The following is a 14,908-nucleotide window of genomic DNA, read 5'->3' on the forward strand; positions in this document are numbered from 1 at the left end:
TTATATTTATTACGCGGAGAGAGCCGCTCCGTTATAATGTTGCTTGTATCATACATTCGAAGATTAACGGAGGAGAAACAGTGCGTCGATTTGTTCAGCGGTTTACATCATGCCTACTTGTTTTATCAATGATTCTTAGTTTTGGGGTTGCTGCTCAAGCTGATGGAGTTGCATCCCAGCCGCTTTCCGACATCAATCAGTCCTACGCCAAATCTGAAATCGAGGCTTTGGTCAGTGCCGGTGTGCTCTCCGGGTATGAGGATGGCTCTTTCCAACCGGCGAAATTGGTAACACGTGCGGAGCTGGCTAAGATTTTGGTTATAGCGCTTGGTTTGAAAGTGAAAGAAGATGGGATATCCTCTACATCTTTTAAGGATGTTGCGCCTTCAAGCTGGTATGCCCAATACGTCGATGCTTTAGTAAAATCGGGGATTACGCAAGGAACTTCCCAAGATGCGTTTTCACCGAATGCGAATGTAAGGCGTGAAGAACTGGTCGTGTTTCTTACTCGTGCCTTAGGACTGGACAAGCTGACGTTGTCTACAGTGTCGAAGGAAGATTTCGCCGATCTCAAAGAAGTTTCGGATTGGGCGAAAAATGCCGTTATCCTAGCATCTGAAATTGATCTTGTAAACGGTGAAGAAGGTCCGAATGGAGAGCCGTTATTTGCGCCAAAACGTTTCGCAGACCGTCAAGCTATCGCGAGATTGGCTTATGAGGTAAAGGAACATCGCGATGCATATATTAGCAAGTCGAAAGAGCTTGCAAACGCTGTTCAGGCGTTGAAAATTACCAAAATCGAAGCAGTTTCCAACACCAGCGTTGAGGTGACGTTTGATAAGGATTTGTTAACGCTGGATAAGGCGGACTTTGCCTTCGATAAAACGCTCAAAGTTGAAGCTGCTGCCTTTAAGTCGGGAAGCAAAGCTGTCGTTGTTTTGACGACGAGTTCGCAAAGCTTGGGTACGGAGTATCACTTGACGTTCCGTGGGCAAGTAATTGAGCAGGCGATGACCGGCGCTGGAGCAGGCGGCGGAGGCGGTGGAATGGCCCCAGGGACTGCTGCTCCAACCGTTGCTGAACAGCTGGCAAGCGGGAAGACCATCGCTACTCTTACGGTTACTGCTTCCGGCAGCTATGGTCCTGCTAGCGGCCAGACGTCCGTAGGTACGCTAATTCTCGACCCTGGTCAAAGTGGAGAAGTCACGTTAACGAACATTCATGCTGACAATCTTCAAGTGAAGTCCGGCGCGGTCAGCTCGATCAAATTAAGTCGTTCAACGATCACGATGTTGGTTGTCAATGCGGTCAATAACAACGGCCAGCCGGTTCGGATTTTGGCGCTGGACGGAGCCGTGGTTTCGAATACATCTGTGGAGTCGCAGGCGATTCTCGAGTCGGCGACGACGACAGGAACGCTTGGTGCGATTACGATTCAGCCTGGAGCAGCAGGAAAAACGATTTCCTTGCGCGGAAATATCGACGGCAGCGTTACGAATAATGCGGGGAATGCTCAACTACAGATCGAAGCGCCATCGAACGGGAACGCTCAACCTACAATTATTCATACCATTCATTTTGGAAGCGGGACGCCGATTTTAACAGTTGCAAGCTCCGTTCAAATTCAGCAAATCGTTTCTGCTACGCCTGTTACCATTAAGGGTGATCCGGATGCTGTTGCAAAATTGCTAGACATTTATCCGGCAGCGGTGGTTGATGTGGCGGTGAGGGAGGCGGCGAGGCTTGCTGCTGTGGCAGCAATTGATGAAGCTTTTAGACAAACGCAGGTTGATATTCCAGACCGGTTAAAATTATTTGAGAAGGCAGACCTAGCGATTGACAATGCTACCTCACTAGGTGTTTCAGAACTTGCGTTTAACATTTCTTCCTATCGGGAGATGAAATCCGCTGTACAGGAGATTTTCATTCAATTAAATGCTTTGCAAATTCAATATCAGCCGGGAGATTCCGCGGATTCAGTCACGCAGTACCCGATCTTCCCTTCATTGAATGATGGCAACGGAGCCATACTAATCCAGTCTGATAAATCGGAAGTGTTGTCGACGTGGGGGCCACTGCAAAGACCGGCGTATGGAGCAGGTGACGCAGTTGTTCACATTACGCTTACCCTACAAAAAGGTGCTTTTTCTGCGTCAAAAGTTGTCGCACTGACGGTTAAGCAATTTGATGCAACCATTCAACTTGCACAAAGTGTAAGATCCGATTTGGTATTAGTTTACTTTAATCATCCGGTCGTGAATTCTCAAATCTCCGACTTTCAAATTTCAGGCCTTCAAGTAAAGGGGATCACGCAATATTCCTATCTTGCGGAGTATGCACTGCTAAGTGTTGACAAGCAAACGGATGGGAAAGATTACTCTATTAGTTTCCAAGGAAAAGAGGCAATTTCTTTTAAAGGTGGAGAATCAAATCGATGCTCAGCTACAACATGTCCGACTTCAATTACTCCTTTTCCTGAAATTCCTTTGCCTAATTCACAAGTGCCGGGTGGAATTCATGGATTTGTAAATGAATGGTCCGAGACAGGTTCTCCAGCTGGGCTTAAAGATGCAACAGTAAGCATAGTAGGGACGAATTTGACTGCCAAGACTGATTCGCAGGGATACTTTAAAATTGATCAAGTGCCTTCTGGTGTTACGTACACGGTTCAAATAACAAAAGCTGACTATTCGACAATTGTTAGTGGGCAGTTTAGCCTACAGTCAGGCGAGCCTTATTTTGCAGGGATTTGGTATTTGCACAAAAAACCAAGACCAGTTGCAGTACTCAATGCACAAGTTATTAACAGTGGGAAGGTTTCTATAAACTGGTATACAAATGAAGTATCTTCTAAAGATAATAATATTTATTTTCAGGTCATTCATAACGGAACTGAGTTACCAAGTACAGGGACGACTATCATGCAATTTGAGAACTTAAAACCAGGAAGCGACAATACGTTTAGTGTTCAAGCATGCAACGACATGGGGTGCAGTGACCCAGTAGAAATCTCAGTCCAATTGCCACTTCAGTTAAAGATTAGCGATGTCAGACCCGTTGACACTGTCACAGGAACTGTTTATGAACAGCTTATTCGACAAGGTGAGGCCTCTACTTATGTATTGCCAACTTCTGCCTCTTCAGCAGACGTCATAAGGTTCTCTTTAAGCGACCTGGACTATGTTTCTGATTCGGGAGCGCCTATGTTGAAAGGAGTCCTAGATGGATCTAAAGCGAAAGCATCAGTGATAGGTCAACAGGCAGATTTGCCTGTCGAGCTAATTGTTGATAATGGGGTTACGTATTTGAAAGTCAAATTAGTACCTCCTCCGTTCACAGATATGCATGTAACGGGCTATACCTTCTACGGCATGAAGTATACGTTCGAGGGAAAAGAGTACACTGTCGACTATATGGGACTGAATATCGTTCCTCAATAATTTAATTAACGTCAAGCCCCGCAAGCAAACCACTTGCGGGGCTTTTCCATACATATCCACCCCCATCCATGGCAAAAATAAAGAAACCACTGTCCAAGGAGGTTTCACTGCCATGCATCTTCGATTCCTGCCCAAAGAAGAACCCATCAACGCGCTGAGCCACGGCATCGGCATTGGCCTTAGCCTTTGGGGGCTCGTGCTGCTCCTCCAGCGGGCGGCGCTGTTTGAAGACGCCGTCTACCTGGCGAGCAACGCGGTGTTCGGCGTTTCCTTTTGCCTGCTGTACGCGGCGTCAACGTTGTTGCACAGCACCCGCTCGCCGAAATGGAGCGAGCGGTTCGAACGGCTAGATCACGCGGCAATCTTCATCGCCATTGCGGGCACGTACACGCCGTTCCTGCTCATTGCCTGGCAGGGGAGGCTGGCGACCGAGCTGCTGACGGCGATTTGGCTGCTCGCCTTGGGCGGCGTGCTGTTCGTCCGCAGAGTCATCGACCGCTTCCTGCCGTGGGGGCTGCTTCTTTATCTGATCATGGGCTGTATCATGTTCGGTGTCATTGTACCTTTGTTTCACCGCCTGCCTGGCGTCGGGTTCCAGATGCTGCTCTACGGCAGCCTCTCTTATTTGGCGGGCGTTCCTTTTTTTCTGTGGCGCAGGCTGCGCTATCACCATGCGATTTGGCATCTCTTTGTGCTGGTCGGGAGCACCTTTCACTTCTTCGCGGTGTACGGATATGTGATGCCCGCGCTGTTATAAGCTGGGGTCAGGATTGTGATGTCATTTGCGAAAAGCACCTTAATATTGTGCAAGTTCAAGTTAGGATTGTGGATTCAAAGCTTGCGGCAGCCTCCTTATAATGGAGTCATGAACGACGTAATCCAACACTTGCCAAGGAGGCTGCCCCATGGAAACGAAGGGTATGCAACTGCTCACAGACGAGCAAATGAGGACGTTTATCGCACAAGGATTTTTGATTTTAAAAACAGATTTTCCGCGGGAATTCCATGAACACTTGGTAGCCCAACTGAATTCGGTTTATGAGGAGGAAGGGAATCCCGGGAATAATCTGCTGCCGCGCATTCGCGAGCTGCAACAGGTGTTCGACCATCCGGTCGTGACCGGCGCACTCACCAGCGTGCTTGGGCCGAACTATATGATGCATGCGCATCGTCACGGGCATTATAACGCATCCAGCAAGCCTGGCGGCTGGCACAAAGACAGCTACTGGGGCTACAGCCGACTGCGGAACCATCATCCCCACTGGGCAATGATCATGTATTTCCCACAGGACACGCCCGTTGAATTGGGGCCAACCGGTATCATGCCAGGGACGCAAAACTATGAAACGCGGACATTTGAAGATGACGAGGCACCGGGTGAGGCGCTGGCGAGCGGGGAAGCGGGAACTTTTGCGCTGATCCATTACGATATTTGGCATCGCTCAACGCCGAATGTGCTAGGGCAGCCGCGCTATATGCTGAAGTTTGAGTTTATGCGGACGGAAATGCCGAAAGCGCCGAGCTGGGACAATCAGATGGTGGCTTGGCAAAAGCCTGCGGAACTGAACCTGCCGATCGCGGCGCACGACCTTATGTGGGAAGAGACGTGGAACTGGTTGTCCGGACGGGTCGGCAGTTTGGCCGGTACGATGGCTGCGGAGCCGGCTCATTTGAAAACGCTGACAGAGCAGCTCGGTGCGAGCGAGCCCGTTGCCATTAACGCCGCCTATGAACTTGCAGCCAGCGGCAAGGCCGGTGTGCATTCCCTGCTGCTCGGACTGCAAAGCGACAACCGCGACATCTCCCGCGTTTCCGCCTACGGGTTATCCGTTGCGGGCGCCGACGCGGTGCCGGGGCTGATTGCCGCGCTGCAGCATGCGGACAGCGAGATCGTCGCCCGCGCCGTATTCGCGCTCGGCGAGCTTCGCGGTCTGGCGGCCGATGCGGTGCCAGCGTTGGCAGCACTGCTCCGACATCCAGCCACCTTGGTGCGCCACACGGCGGTGGATGCGCTAGGGCAGATGGAGGCGCAGCTCGATCTCGCCGTTGCCGCTTTGTCCGGCGCGCTGCAGGATGAGAACGCGCAGGTGCGCTTCATGGCGAGCCTCGCGCTGTCCCGACTCGGGCGCGCGGCTGAAGCAGCTGTGCCGCAGCTCGAGCTTGCGCTGGGCGACGAGAACCGTTACGTCCGTGCACATGCGGCGGAATCTTTGAACTACATCGGCACGGAGCGAGCGAAACAGTCGCTGATCAAGTTCCTGCTAAATACCCGTTGGTGTCCGACAACGACAAAGGCAAATGCGTTCTATCCGTAACGCGTACTCATTTAAAAAAGGCGATCTTACCGGGTCATGGGTGACCGGTTAGATCGCCTTTTGATGTCAGGGCAGGTAGCCGTGTGATCATACAGTGGGCATAGTGCCGCCGTCGATGACGTATTCGCTCCCTGTGATAGAGGCGGCGCGGTCGGATACTAAGAATGCTGCAAGTTCCGCGACTTCTTCTGGTAAGCCTGGGCGACCGATAGGGATGCCCCCTAGAGAATTCATCAGTTGCTGCAGGGCGGCTTCTCGACTGCCAGCAGCTGTAGCAATTCGATCAATCAAGCGAGTCGCAGCCTCAGTTTGAATAAATCCGGGAGCGATCGTGTTAATGCGGATACCTTTCGGAGAAAATTCTTTGGACAAGCCTTTGCTGTAGGTGGTTAATGCCGCCTTAGCCGCTGCGTAAGCTAGCGTTGATTCATACAAGGGAAGCTTTCTCTGAATAGAGCTCACATGGAGGATAGCCCCCTTTCTTTGCGCAACCATCATGGGCAAGAGGCCTCTGTCTAATCGCACGGATCCAAGAAGATTTTGGTTTAGCGTATGAAGCCAATCTTCATCGGTTAAAGCTAAGGCTCCGCCGGGAGGCGTAGATGAACCGCCTACAGTATTAATGAGAATATCGATACCACCAAGCTTCTCTTCGACTGCCTCAATTAAAAGGGACGTCCCTTCCAGCGTGGTTACGTCTGCCTGAACGAAATGAACGCCGTGGACGCTGTAATTCGTTGGCGTTGTCCGAGCGGTCGTAAGAACAGTTGCACCAGCATCAGCTAATCGCTTTACGATAGCGTAGCCCATTCCTGCAGTGCCTCCTGTGACCAAAGCACGTTTTCCTTGAAACTCTTGCTGATAAGAAGTGAATGTCATACGTTCGCCTCCATGACGATGTTTCTTGTAACTTTTTGAATCCTGTGAATTACTTTACGTCAAATAAGGCAAACAGTCTATTTCATGAATTTAATAAATTTGATTACTTTTATTTATGTATGGCGTGAGTGAGATACTTAGGCTAGTGCCGAAAAATAAGTACTCGAGAGGGAACACGTTGCGATTCATCGTGTTTTTATAGATAATTGTTAGAAAAGAGGCAGGATAAGAGAGGAACCTATGGAACTTACGCAATTAGAATATTTTTTGGAAGTTGCACGTACAGAACATTTGACGAGAGCGGCGGAGTCGTTGTCGATCACACAGCCCGCGCTCAGTCATTCCATAGCCAAACTGGAAGATGAGCTCGGCGTCCCTTTATTTGAGCGCAAGGGAAGAAATCTGCATATTAATCGATACGGCACGATGTTTGCTAAGCGTGTCGAGAAGATTTTACAGGAAGTGAAGCAAAGCAAGCAGGAGCTTGAAGAATACGCTAATCCTGATTCGGGTACGATACATCTAGCCTATCTAAATATACTTGGTGTTGATTTAATTCCTAATTTAGTGCGGAAATATCAGCTTGCGAACCCGAAAATCACCTTTGAGCTTACGCAAGGGGATAAAGGAACCATTGTGGAACAGGTTGAAAATGGCCTTTCTGATCTATTAATTACATCGGAAAGACCGGTCAGCGATCATTACGAATGGATACCCATTCAAAGTATGCCGCTATATCTGGTCGTGTATGCCGACCATCCGCTTGCAGAGCGTTCTTCGATCAGTTTAAAAGAAATTACCGGAGAGCCGTTTGTTGCCCTGAAACATAACTGCTCCTTAAGGGATTCGCTTTTAACAAGGGTTCATCATATGAACTTCACACTCAGCACTTCCTACGATGCAGAAGATCTGCCGACTGTGGCAGGTTTTGTCTCTGCCGGATTAGGTGTCTCCGTGCTGCCGAAAACCGCGGGCCTGATCCTCAATGGTTTGCATTGGATTGAGATTCAAGAAGAGGGATGGAAGTGGGAGGTTGGTTTACATTTAAAGAAAGACAGATTTTTGTCGCCAGCAGCCCAGCAATTTGTGAGTTACATTAAGCAGCGAGAAATTAATACTGAATACAATAAGTGAGACCTATGCGATCACTGGATCAGCTTCACAAACACCCCCTAAATACTGGTTTAGGGGGTGTTTGCTGTTTATTTTATGCGAAGGTGAAAATACATGAAATTTATTAATTAAAAAAATAGAAACCATGCATTAGACTAATGGTTGTTTCGTTGTTATCATAATCCACGTACTGAGCTTACTCACACATGGCTCTTGCAAAATTCTGTTACAAAGGAAGGTAGAACATGTCAAACTCTTTTAAAATCATACTACTGGCGATCATTACATTCTTCGTAGGAACTTCCGAGTATGTGATTGCCGGCTTCTTGGATATCATAGCCAGAGATATGGGAATATCCATTGCATCCGCAGGTCAGTTAACTTCCATTTTCTCTCTCAGTTATGCAATTGGCACGCAATCGCAGCATTTCTAGCCATCCGCTATATTCGTCCGCAAACAAAGCTGCAGCAGAATTAAGATATAGATTACAATTAAGGGGGAAATTATATGATGTTGCAATTACCGGATTCCGTGAAAGCTTATTTTCAGGCATCGAACACAGAACAATTGGAACTACTTCTTGACGCATTTGATGAGAACGCAGATGTCGTAGATATGAATCGGGAATTCAATGGCATAGATGCTATTCGAAACTGGTGCGAATCAGAAATTTTTAAGGTTCATGTTCGTTTTGACATTACGCAAGTCATGCAAGAAGACGGCGCGTACGCTGTTATCGCGGCGCTCGACGGCGACTTTGATAAAACGAATTTGCCGGATCCGTTCCTTTTGAAGCATACATTTATTCTGTCAGACGGAAAAATCAAGAAACTCTTCATATCCCTGCCTTGATCAGGGCCAAAGAAAAAGGCGCATGCATGCGACTTTTTTTATGTCATGCGGGGCGTTTAAGCGAGAAGGGCGGCTTGTGCTTAGTGAGGGGAAACGGACGTTCTAGCTTTGAACAGCGTTTCAGCTTTTTGCGGATCGGTCATTAAAAGCTTTCTGTATGCAATCATCCATTCCAACGTCTCGAGAACTTGGTCATATTCGGCTTTCTTCTGCTCAATCTCAGCTTTCTTTTGCTCGATCCAGTCAATGATCTGTTGGTGAGTTTTCGTGTTGGTATCGTGATCCTGAAAAATCTCTTTTAACTCGGCCAGCGAGCACCCCAGGCCTTGAAACTTCTTGATCATTTGCAGGCGCTCTACAGCCTCGTCTGAGTAATTGCGGTAGTTATTTTTCTCCCGCTGCACATGGCGACTGTCGAAGAGGCCCTCCTTTTCATAAAAACGGATCGTATGAACGGATAATCCCATTTTTACCGCTAATTCTTGAATTTTCATCTCGATTTCTCCTCGGAATGGCTTGCTTTAGAGTTCACTCTATAGTTTATGCTGTAATTGTTCGATTCATCAACCACAATTGTGTGGGAACACTTTTTAGGAGTGGAGTGAGCCGTGCTCGAAGGAACAGTTTTTTAGGCGTCCTGGCTGCACTTGATATTCCTAGGTCGAGTGTACAGACGCAGGATCTGCTGGGCTGGCGGCCTGTACAGCTTGGTCTGCTTGAAGTCCTTGAACTAGAACAATACTTCAAAAAATAATAGACTTTGCCTTGGTTGGGGCACCTGGAAAGAGCACTTCTTTTTAAAAAGAAATGCTCTTTTTTGTTGGATATAACAATAATAATATTGTTTATAACAACATAAATTTATTGTAAAACGATAAATCATGTGATAAGATCATGCTGTCAATTAATAAGTGAGGTGATTCTATTGAATGTTAGACGAGGTTCAACCACGTTCTTAAAGGTCATTATTTTTCTGGCAGGAATTGCAGTGCTTGCTTTGTGTATCTGCCTGCCTGGGATAGCCGTTAAAGATGCAAAGGTACATCCAGAGACGGCTTACTTCCTAATCCCTTTTTTAATATGTTCATACGGATTCTGTATTGCGGTTTCTGTTGCGTTGTATCAAGCCTATAAACTGTTAACCTACATCGAAAAAAACAATGCTTTATCTGAGCTATCCCTTAAATCCTTGCAGATTATAAAGAAATGTGCTTTTGCAGTTATTATTCTCATTTTGATAGCCATAGTAGGTTTAAGGGTGCTTGCTTCAGTTACAGACAGTGATGATGCAGCCGGTCCTACCTCATTATGTCTAATGGGGATTTTAGCAACAAGTATCATCGCAGCCACTGTGGACGCGCTGCAAAAGCCATTAAAAAAAGCTCCGATCTAAAGTAGAGAAGAGGCTTTCGCTTTCCAGGCATGCGGCCAGCCCAGCTGATGCGGATTTAGCCTGCGCAGGTGGAAGTCGCGCGTTCATTCATCAAACAAGCGACAGCCTAAGGCTGCCGCTATTTCTATTTTCAAGCCAACCTAAAAGTTTGGCAGGATTGCGTCCGGTGCCGATCTTGCTCGGAAGATGGGGAACGAGAAGACGCTATTTTGTTAAAAAGTGCCCATTCCGTTCATCAACCGGAACGACAAGGCCTTATTTACGCAATTGTAGGGGAATAACCGGGTTTTGGGCTCAAATAAGGTATCTACGTTCCGCGTTACGTCCAAAACTGCAAGATTCCACCCAAATAACGCACTGACGTTCCGCTCAACTATCTAGTTACAGATAACATTGATTCCACCGGTTCTACCGCACTCCGCTTCTCAACTACGCGCAACAACGCCAAACAACGCCAACTACGCCAACCACGCCCTACCGCGGACGCAGCTCCCGGAATCCGGTCGGCTTAAACCCCGTATGCTCCTTGAACATCCGCGAAAAATACGACAGTTCCATCCCGAACGACTCGGCGATTTGCGAGACGCTCAGTTCCGTGGTGAGCAGCAGTTCTTTCGCTTTTTCCGCGCGAAGGTGGTTCATATAGTGAATCGGAGAATACCCGGTGAATTGCTTGAAAGCGTTGATAAAATAGTTCGGATGATAGTGCGTAATCTGCGCCAATTCCTCGATCGACACCTGTTCCGACAGGTGGGCAGCCATATAGTCGAGCACATTGTTCATTTTCTCGAAGGTTGGCGTACCGCCGATGCTCAGCTTCATAGATGGGCTTTGTTCGATATAATCGGCGATCAAATCGAGCAGAGCGGCATGAAGCCTGAGTTCCGAGGTCATGGCGCTGTCTTTACTCCAACTGATCAAACGTTCAAATTTCTCTTTGAACATTTCGAGCGCGTTCACTTTGATAAACGGCGATACATGCAAAATCTGAAAAAGATCCAGATCGCCAATCTTTGCACTGAAATGGCACCAAAATTTACCGAAGGTGTCATCGCTGATCGTACCGTATGCCTGATCGCTCCCAGCAGGAAGGAGGTAGAGCTCGCCCGGCTTGGGATAGAAAACTTGCTCGCCTATCCGGACGAATCCCTCGCCTTCCATAATCATATACAGGCGATTGAACGGACATGCGGGGTTTTCGTCGTTCCACGATCGCGAAACTTTGGTGTAAGAGGCGTAGATAACGTCGAGCTTCGCTTGGGCGATATATTTTTTCCAGAAAATTTGCTGATAGGCATTCATATCCCCAGGCCTCCCCTTATAACCCTTTCACAAACAGCCGGCAAATTCCCTCGGTGAAGGAGTCCTTGGTGTAACCCAGGTTGTTTTTGTGAAACAGATAGGACTCAGGCATAAGAGTAATGAGGATAATATTGGCCGTGAGCGTAACGTCAAGCGGTTCAATGTCATCTTGGGCGACCGCTCGCTCGAGCAAAGGCACAAGGATCCGGTGCAGCCGGACAAAAAAAGGCTTTTGCAAAATATTATATTGTCGCTTATCGGCGTGCATGGAACTGATCCATGCCAGCAACGAAACGTGCGTGTCGACGAATGCAATGAGATCCCGGATACAGCTCTCCAAGATGGCAAGACCCCGTGCATCAGGCGCAGGGGAACCGTAGCGCTCTTCCAAAGTGCCTACAAATTGCTGTGTCGTTGACTTGATCAAGTCACTGCAAATATCGCCCATATGTGTGTATCGCCGGTAAAGCGTCCCCTGACCGACGCCGGATTCTTTGGCAATCTGGTGCATCGTGACAGAATCCACGTCTTGAGTCGTGAGAAGTGTACGCGCGGCGCTCAAAATGCGCTGTCGGTATTCGTAATCGCGAATTTCCCTGCGGCCTCCGGGGGTAGCAGTCGGTTGGCCCGGTTCAGGTGTAAGTTGTGAGTTTGGATCATCGGGTTGTTTCATACCTGGCTCCTCCTGATGTGTAAAATCGGCAATAAAAATTTCATTTGACATTGCGGACAATTGTCCCGTATTATGAGTTAGCGGACAATTGTCCGTAAACATTGTAACACGAGACGATAGAGATTGTCTAAGGAGGAGTTCGGATGAGTCAAACCGCGGTACCCGGCAGCTCAGAGCCGGAGTTTAAAATTACGAGCATCATCGTCCCGCTTATAGCCATTATTGTGGGGATTTTCATGGTTATTCTGGATTCGACCGCGATGAACGTTGCGCTATCCAAGCTGGTTGTCGATTTCAAAACGGATCTGCCGACGATTCAGTGGGCGGTGACGGGGTATATGCTGGCTTCGGCAGCGGTTATTCCGCTCGCGGGTTGGTTATCGGACCGTTTTGGCGCGAAAAATGTTTTCTTGACCTCGGTGCTGTTGTTCACGCTCGCATCCGCTTTGTGCGCAACGCCAAACAGTGCGGAAATGCTGATTTTCTTCCGGATTCTGCAAGGTCTCGGCGGTGGCTTTGTCATGCCGGTGGCGATGGCCTATGTGTATCGCTTGAGCCCGCCTAACAAAATCGGGCAGGTCATGGGCATGCTTGGTGTGCCGATTTTGCTGGCGCCGGCAATCGGCCCGGTGCTGTCCGGCTGGCTGGTTGAATACCATTCCTGGCATTGGATTTTTATTATTAACATCCCTGTAGGGATTGTCAGTTTTATATTCGGGATGTGGAAGCTGCCATTTACGCCGCGTAAGCCGGTCGCGGGCTTCGACCTTCCGGGGATGATCCTGGGGCCAATCGCCTTTGCGGCATTGTCTTACGGCATTACCCAAGGTGCGGACAGCTGGACGTCGACAAAAACGTTGACGGGTCTCATCGTTGGCGGACTCGCCTTAATCGCGTTCGTCATCGTTGAATTACGAGCCAAAATTCCACTTCTGGAGCTGCGCGTGTTCAAATCCGTAGACTTCTCGTTCGGGATCTTCGTTCAATGGGTGGTGCAATTCAGCCTCTTCGGGGCGATCTTCCTGCTGCCGCAGTTCCTGCAGCAAGCTCGCGGATACGGCGCTTTTGACACGGGACTATCACTTTTCCCGCAGGCGCTCGCTTCAGCCTTTATGATGCCGATCGGCGGATACTTATACGATAAAATCGGCGTACGCTGGTTGGTCGTTATCGGCCTCAGCTTGGTGTCCGGCGCGATCTTCCAATATTCGCACGTAAGCGCGACGACGGAAGGTCATGATCTGATTTTACCGTTGATTATGGCGGGTGCAGGCATGGGACTTATGATGATGCCGATCAACTCGCACTTGATTCAAAAAGCGCCGCAAGACCTCGTCAGCCGCGTCACTTCGCTCACGAGCGCCATGCAGCAAGTTGTAAACTCCTTTGCGGTTGCGATCGTCGTGACGATTCTTACAGCCAAAGTTACGGCTGAGATCAAAGCGCAGAAGCTGCCAGTAACTTCACCGGCCGAGATGCAGAAAGCGATGCTGACTGTCGCGCCGGACGCTTTTGGCCATACGTTCAGCATCATGCTGATCGTGGCGATCTTCGGAGCGGTCCTTGGACTCTTCCTGCGCCGCGGTCGAAAAGCGAAAACTGAAGAGGTTCGCTCAGACATTGCATTTGAAGGAATGCATTAATCCAAGCCGCATAAGAATGATCGAAAAGCCTCCGGTTAAGGAGGCTTTTTCACTTTTTTGCCGGCATTTTAGCGAGAATCTCTCGCTTTTACCTTCAAGTCCCTATAGGCACATCTCGCGGCGTACAGTATCATGGAAGCTAGGGTGATCATACATGTTCATTGCTCCTATGAAGCCTTACGAAGCGAAAAACAATAAACCTTTTAACAGCAAACATCATATTGCCGAGCAGAAGCTTGATGGCGTTAGAGTTATCGTGTCCCAAATGGACAGGCTTTATGTTTACACGAAATATCAGGAGCTCATTACGCACAAATTTCCAGAGCTGCTGCAAAGTCCGCTCCCGCAAGGCACTGTATTGGACGGGGAGCTGATGGTGCTCGACGATCAGGGCAAACCGGATTTCGAGGCGATGACGGCGAGGTATTATTCCCGCAAAAATTTGCGGCCGGTCGTGTTTTATGCTTTCGATATTTTACGATATAAGGGTATCGATGTGACGCATTTGCCGCTGCTGAAACGGAAACAATACTTGGACGAAGCTTTCACCGAAACCGCAAACTTCAAAAAAATTCCCATATTCGAAGGTTTGGCAACGAGTTATTTTGAGGAAATGTGCAGGCAGGGGCTAGAAGGTATTGTCATCAAATCTATCAAAGAAAATTCCATCTACCAACAAGGAAAACGCTCTCAAGTCTGGCAAAAGGTGACGAACTGGACGCATGCGGACGTATATGTCTCCGGGTATCGCAAAAACAATTTTGCCTTGCTCGCATCGATCGACGGTCCGAACGGGGATAAATTGCCGGTAGGCGTTATTGAACACGGTGTGAAACCGGAGCATCGGCTCGCAATTGAGCGGGTAAAAGGCAGGCTCGTCTATAAGGAAGACGAACATTTTGCTTATATGGAGCCGGTTATCATGGCCAATATCAAAACGAAAGCATGGAGCCGAAGCGGCAGGTTGCGCTCACCGGTGTTTCAAACATTTGTCATATAAAAGCAAAAGACTGGCATCTCCTCGTGTGAGGTGAGATCCAGTCTTTTCTTCTTATGTAGCCTTCGAGCCTAGCGGCGGTAGCCGTTCAATTGCTGTTCGGCGATTTGCACAAGGCGCTTGGTGATTTGACCGCCGATGGAGCCGGTGTCACGCGTTGCCATATAACCGTAGTAACCGTCTTGCGGCAGGGCGATACCGAGTTCCTGCGCCACTTCGTACTTCATTTGCTCGAGGGCTGCTCTTGCTTCTTGCACGACTAATTGTTTGTTTCTAGCCATGAGTTATCACTCCTTAAGG

General features: G+C 48.6%; 13 protein-coding genes and 1 pseudogene. 9 read left to right on the forward strand and 5 right to left on the reverse strand.

The features are described from left to right. Nucleotides 1-80: 80 nt before the first annotated feature. The 3 genes from EJQ19_RS28355 (at nucleotide 81) to EJQ19_RS28365 (ending at nucleotide 5,755) form a co-directional block, all read left to right on the forward strand. Nucleotides 81-3,440 carry an S-layer homology domain-containing protein gene (locus EJQ19_RS28355; protein ID WP_126144600.1) on the forward strand — a complete coding sequence of 1,120 codons (3,360 nt, stop codon included), beginning with the start codon at nucleotides 81-83 and terminating at the stop codon, nucleotides 3,438-3,440. A gap of 112 nt (nucleotides 3,441-3,552) precedes the next feature. After that, the gene (trhA, locus tag EJQ19_RS28360) at nucleotides 3,553-4,197 is read left to right on the forward strand and encodes a PAQR family membrane homeostasis protein TrhA (RefSeq protein ID WP_126144601.1); all 645 of its coding nucleotides are present in this window, start codon (nucleotides 3,553-3,555) and stop codon (nucleotides 4,195-4,197) included. A 148-nt stretch (nucleotides 4,198-4,345) separates the two neighbouring features. Then, entirely contained in the window at nucleotides 4,346-5,755 is a 1,410-nt protein-coding gene (locus EJQ19_RS28365) for a HEAT repeat domain-containing protein (RefSeq protein WP_126144602.1), read from the forward strand. 87 nt (nucleotides 5,756-5,842) lie between these two features. Here EJQ19_RS28365 and EJQ19_RS28370 read toward each other — a convergent pair whose 3' ends face one another. Beyond that, entirely contained in the window at nucleotides 5,843-6,634 is a 792-nt protein-coding gene (locus EJQ19_RS28370) for an SDR family oxidoreductase (RefSeq protein ID WP_126144603.1), read from the reverse strand. A 240-nt stretch (nucleotides 6,635-6,874) separates the two neighbouring features. Here EJQ19_RS28370 and EJQ19_RS28375 point away from each other — a divergent pair, with 240 nt between their 5' ends. The 3 genes and pseudogenes from EJQ19_RS28375 (at nucleotide 6,875) to EJQ19_RS28385 (ending at nucleotide 8,600) form a co-directional block, all read left to right on the forward strand. Next, nucleotides 6,875-7,768: a LysR family transcriptional regulator gene (locus tag EJQ19_RS28375; RefSeq protein ID WP_126144604.1), complete on the forward strand. Its 894-nt coding sequence runs from the start codon at nucleotides 6,875-6,877 to the stop codon at nucleotides 7,766-7,768. Between the two features lie 224 nt (nucleotides 7,769-7,992). Then, nucleotides 7,993-8,163: pseudogene (locus tag EJQ19_RS28380) on the forward strand (MFS transporter); the annotation flags it as partial. Nucleotides 8,164-8,255: 92 nt separating this feature from the next. Continuing rightward, nucleotides 8,256-8,600, forward strand: coding sequence for a nuclear transport factor 2 family protein (locus EJQ19_RS28385; protein ID WP_126144606.1), 345 nt, complete (start codon nucleotides 8,256-8,258; stop codon nucleotides 8,598-8,600). Between the two features lie 80 nt (nucleotides 8,601-8,680). Here EJQ19_RS28385 and EJQ19_RS28390 read toward each other — a convergent pair whose 3' ends face one another. Further along, a complete protein-coding gene (locus EJQ19_RS28390; protein WP_126144607.1) occupies nucleotides 8,681-9,094 on the reverse strand; it encodes a MerR family transcriptional regulator in 414 nt (137 codons plus the stop codon). Between the two features lie 431 nt (nucleotides 9,095-9,525). On the opposite strand from EJQ19_RS28390, the gene EJQ19_RS28400 reads away from it, so the two are divergent. After that, the gene (locus EJQ19_RS28400; RefSeq protein ID WP_126144608.1) at nucleotides 9,526-9,993 is read left to right on the forward strand and encodes a DUF2975 domain-containing protein; all 468 of its coding nucleotides are present in this window, start codon (nucleotides 9,526-9,528) and stop codon (nucleotides 9,991-9,993) included. 474 nt (nucleotides 9,994-10,467) lie between these two features. Here EJQ19_RS28400 and EJQ19_RS28405 read toward each other — a convergent pair whose 3' ends face one another. Both EJQ19_RS28405 and EJQ19_RS28410 read right to left on the reverse strand, forming a co-directional pair. Then, the gene (locus EJQ19_RS28405; RefSeq protein WP_126144609.1) at nucleotides 10,468-11,295 is read right to left on the reverse strand and encodes a helix-turn-helix domain-containing protein; all 828 of its coding nucleotides are present in this window, start codon (nucleotides 11,293-11,295) and stop codon (nucleotides 10,468-10,470) included. 16 nt (nucleotides 11,296-11,311) lie between these two features. Further along, nucleotides 11,312-11,968, reverse strand: coding sequence for a TetR/AcrR family transcriptional regulator (locus EJQ19_RS28410; RefSeq protein WP_164716776.1), 657 nt, complete (start codon nucleotides 11,966-11,968; stop codon nucleotides 11,312-11,314). A gap of 143 nt (nucleotides 11,969-12,111) precedes the next feature. Here EJQ19_RS28410 and EJQ19_RS28415 point away from each other — a divergent pair, with 143 nt between their 5' ends. Together EJQ19_RS28415 and EJQ19_RS28420 are read left to right on the forward strand one after the other, a co-directional pair. Then, nucleotides 12,112-13,611 carry an MDR family MFS transporter gene (locus EJQ19_RS28415; protein ID WP_126144611.1) on the forward strand — a complete coding sequence of 500 codons (1,500 nt, stop codon included), beginning with the start codon at nucleotides 12,112-12,114 and terminating at the stop codon, nucleotides 13,609-13,611. Nucleotides 13,612-13,765: 154 nt separating this feature from the next. Beyond that, complete coding sequence (locus tag EJQ19_RS28420; RefSeq protein WP_241243121.1) at nucleotides 13,766-14,611, forward strand: ATP-dependent DNA ligase; 846 nt, start codon at nucleotides 13,766-13,768, stop codon at nucleotides 14,609-14,611. A 68-nt stretch (nucleotides 14,612-14,679) separates the two neighbouring features. Here the strand turns inward: EJQ19_RS28420 and EJQ19_RS28425 are convergent, their stop codons facing one another. Then, nucleotides 14,680-14,889 (reverse strand): alpha/beta-type small acid-soluble spore protein, encoded by a 210-nt coding sequence (locus tag EJQ19_RS28425; protein ID WP_126144612.1) that lies wholly within the window; start codon nucleotides 14,887-14,889, stop codon nucleotides 14,680-14,682. Nucleotides 14,890-14,908: the final 19 nt, after the last annotated feature.

The organism is Paenibacillus whitsoniae, from assembly GCF_003955665.1.
Taxonomy (GTDB): Bacteria; Bacillota; Bacilli; order Paenibacillales; family NBRC-103111; genus Paenibacillus_E; species Paenibacillus_E whitsoniae.

Bases quoted from the DNA above. Each gene is read 5' to 3' on its own strand.
- trhA (WP_126144601.1), top strand. From the start codon at position 3,553: ATGCATCTTCGATTCCTGCCCAAAGAAGAACCCATCAACGCGCTGAGC.
- EJQ19_RS28365 (WP_126144602.1), top strand. From the start codon at position 4,346: ATGGAAACGAAGGGTATGCAACTGCTCACAGACGAGCAAATGAGGACG.
- EJQ19_RS28370 (WP_126144603.1), bottom strand. From the start codon at position 6,634: ATGACATTCACTTCTTATCAGCAAGAGTTTCAAGGAAAACGTGCTTTG.
- EJQ19_RS28375 (WP_126144604.1), top strand. From the start codon at position 6,875: ATGGAACTTACGCAATTAGAATATTTTTTGGAAGTTGCACGTACAGAA.
- EJQ19_RS28385 (WP_126144606.1), top strand. From the start codon at position 8,256: ATGATGTTGCAATTACCGGATTCCGTGAAAGCTTATTTTCAGGCATCG.
- EJQ19_RS28390 (WP_126144607.1), bottom strand. From the start codon at position 9,094: ATGAAAATTCAAGAATTAGCGGTAAAAATGGGATTATCCGTTCATACG.
- EJQ19_RS28405 (WP_126144609.1), bottom strand. From the start codon at position 11,295: ATGAATGCCTATCAGCAAATTTTCTGGAAAAAATATATCGCCCAAGCG.
- EJQ19_RS28410 (WP_164716776.1), bottom strand. From the start codon at position 11,968: ATGAAACAACCCGATGATCCAAACTCACAACTTACACCTGAACCGGGC.
- EJQ19_RS28415 (WP_126144611.1), top strand. From the start codon at position 12,112: ATGAGTCAAACCGCGGTACCCGGCAGCTCAGAGCCGGAGTTTAAAATT.
- EJQ19_RS28420 (WP_241243121.1), top strand. From the start codon at position 13,766: ATGTTCATTGCTCCTATGAAGCCTTACGAAGCGAAAAACAATAAACCT.
- EJQ19_RS28425 (WP_126144612.1), bottom strand. From the start codon at position 14,889: ATGGCTAGAAACAAACAATTAGTCGTGCAAGAAGCAAGAGCAGCCCTC.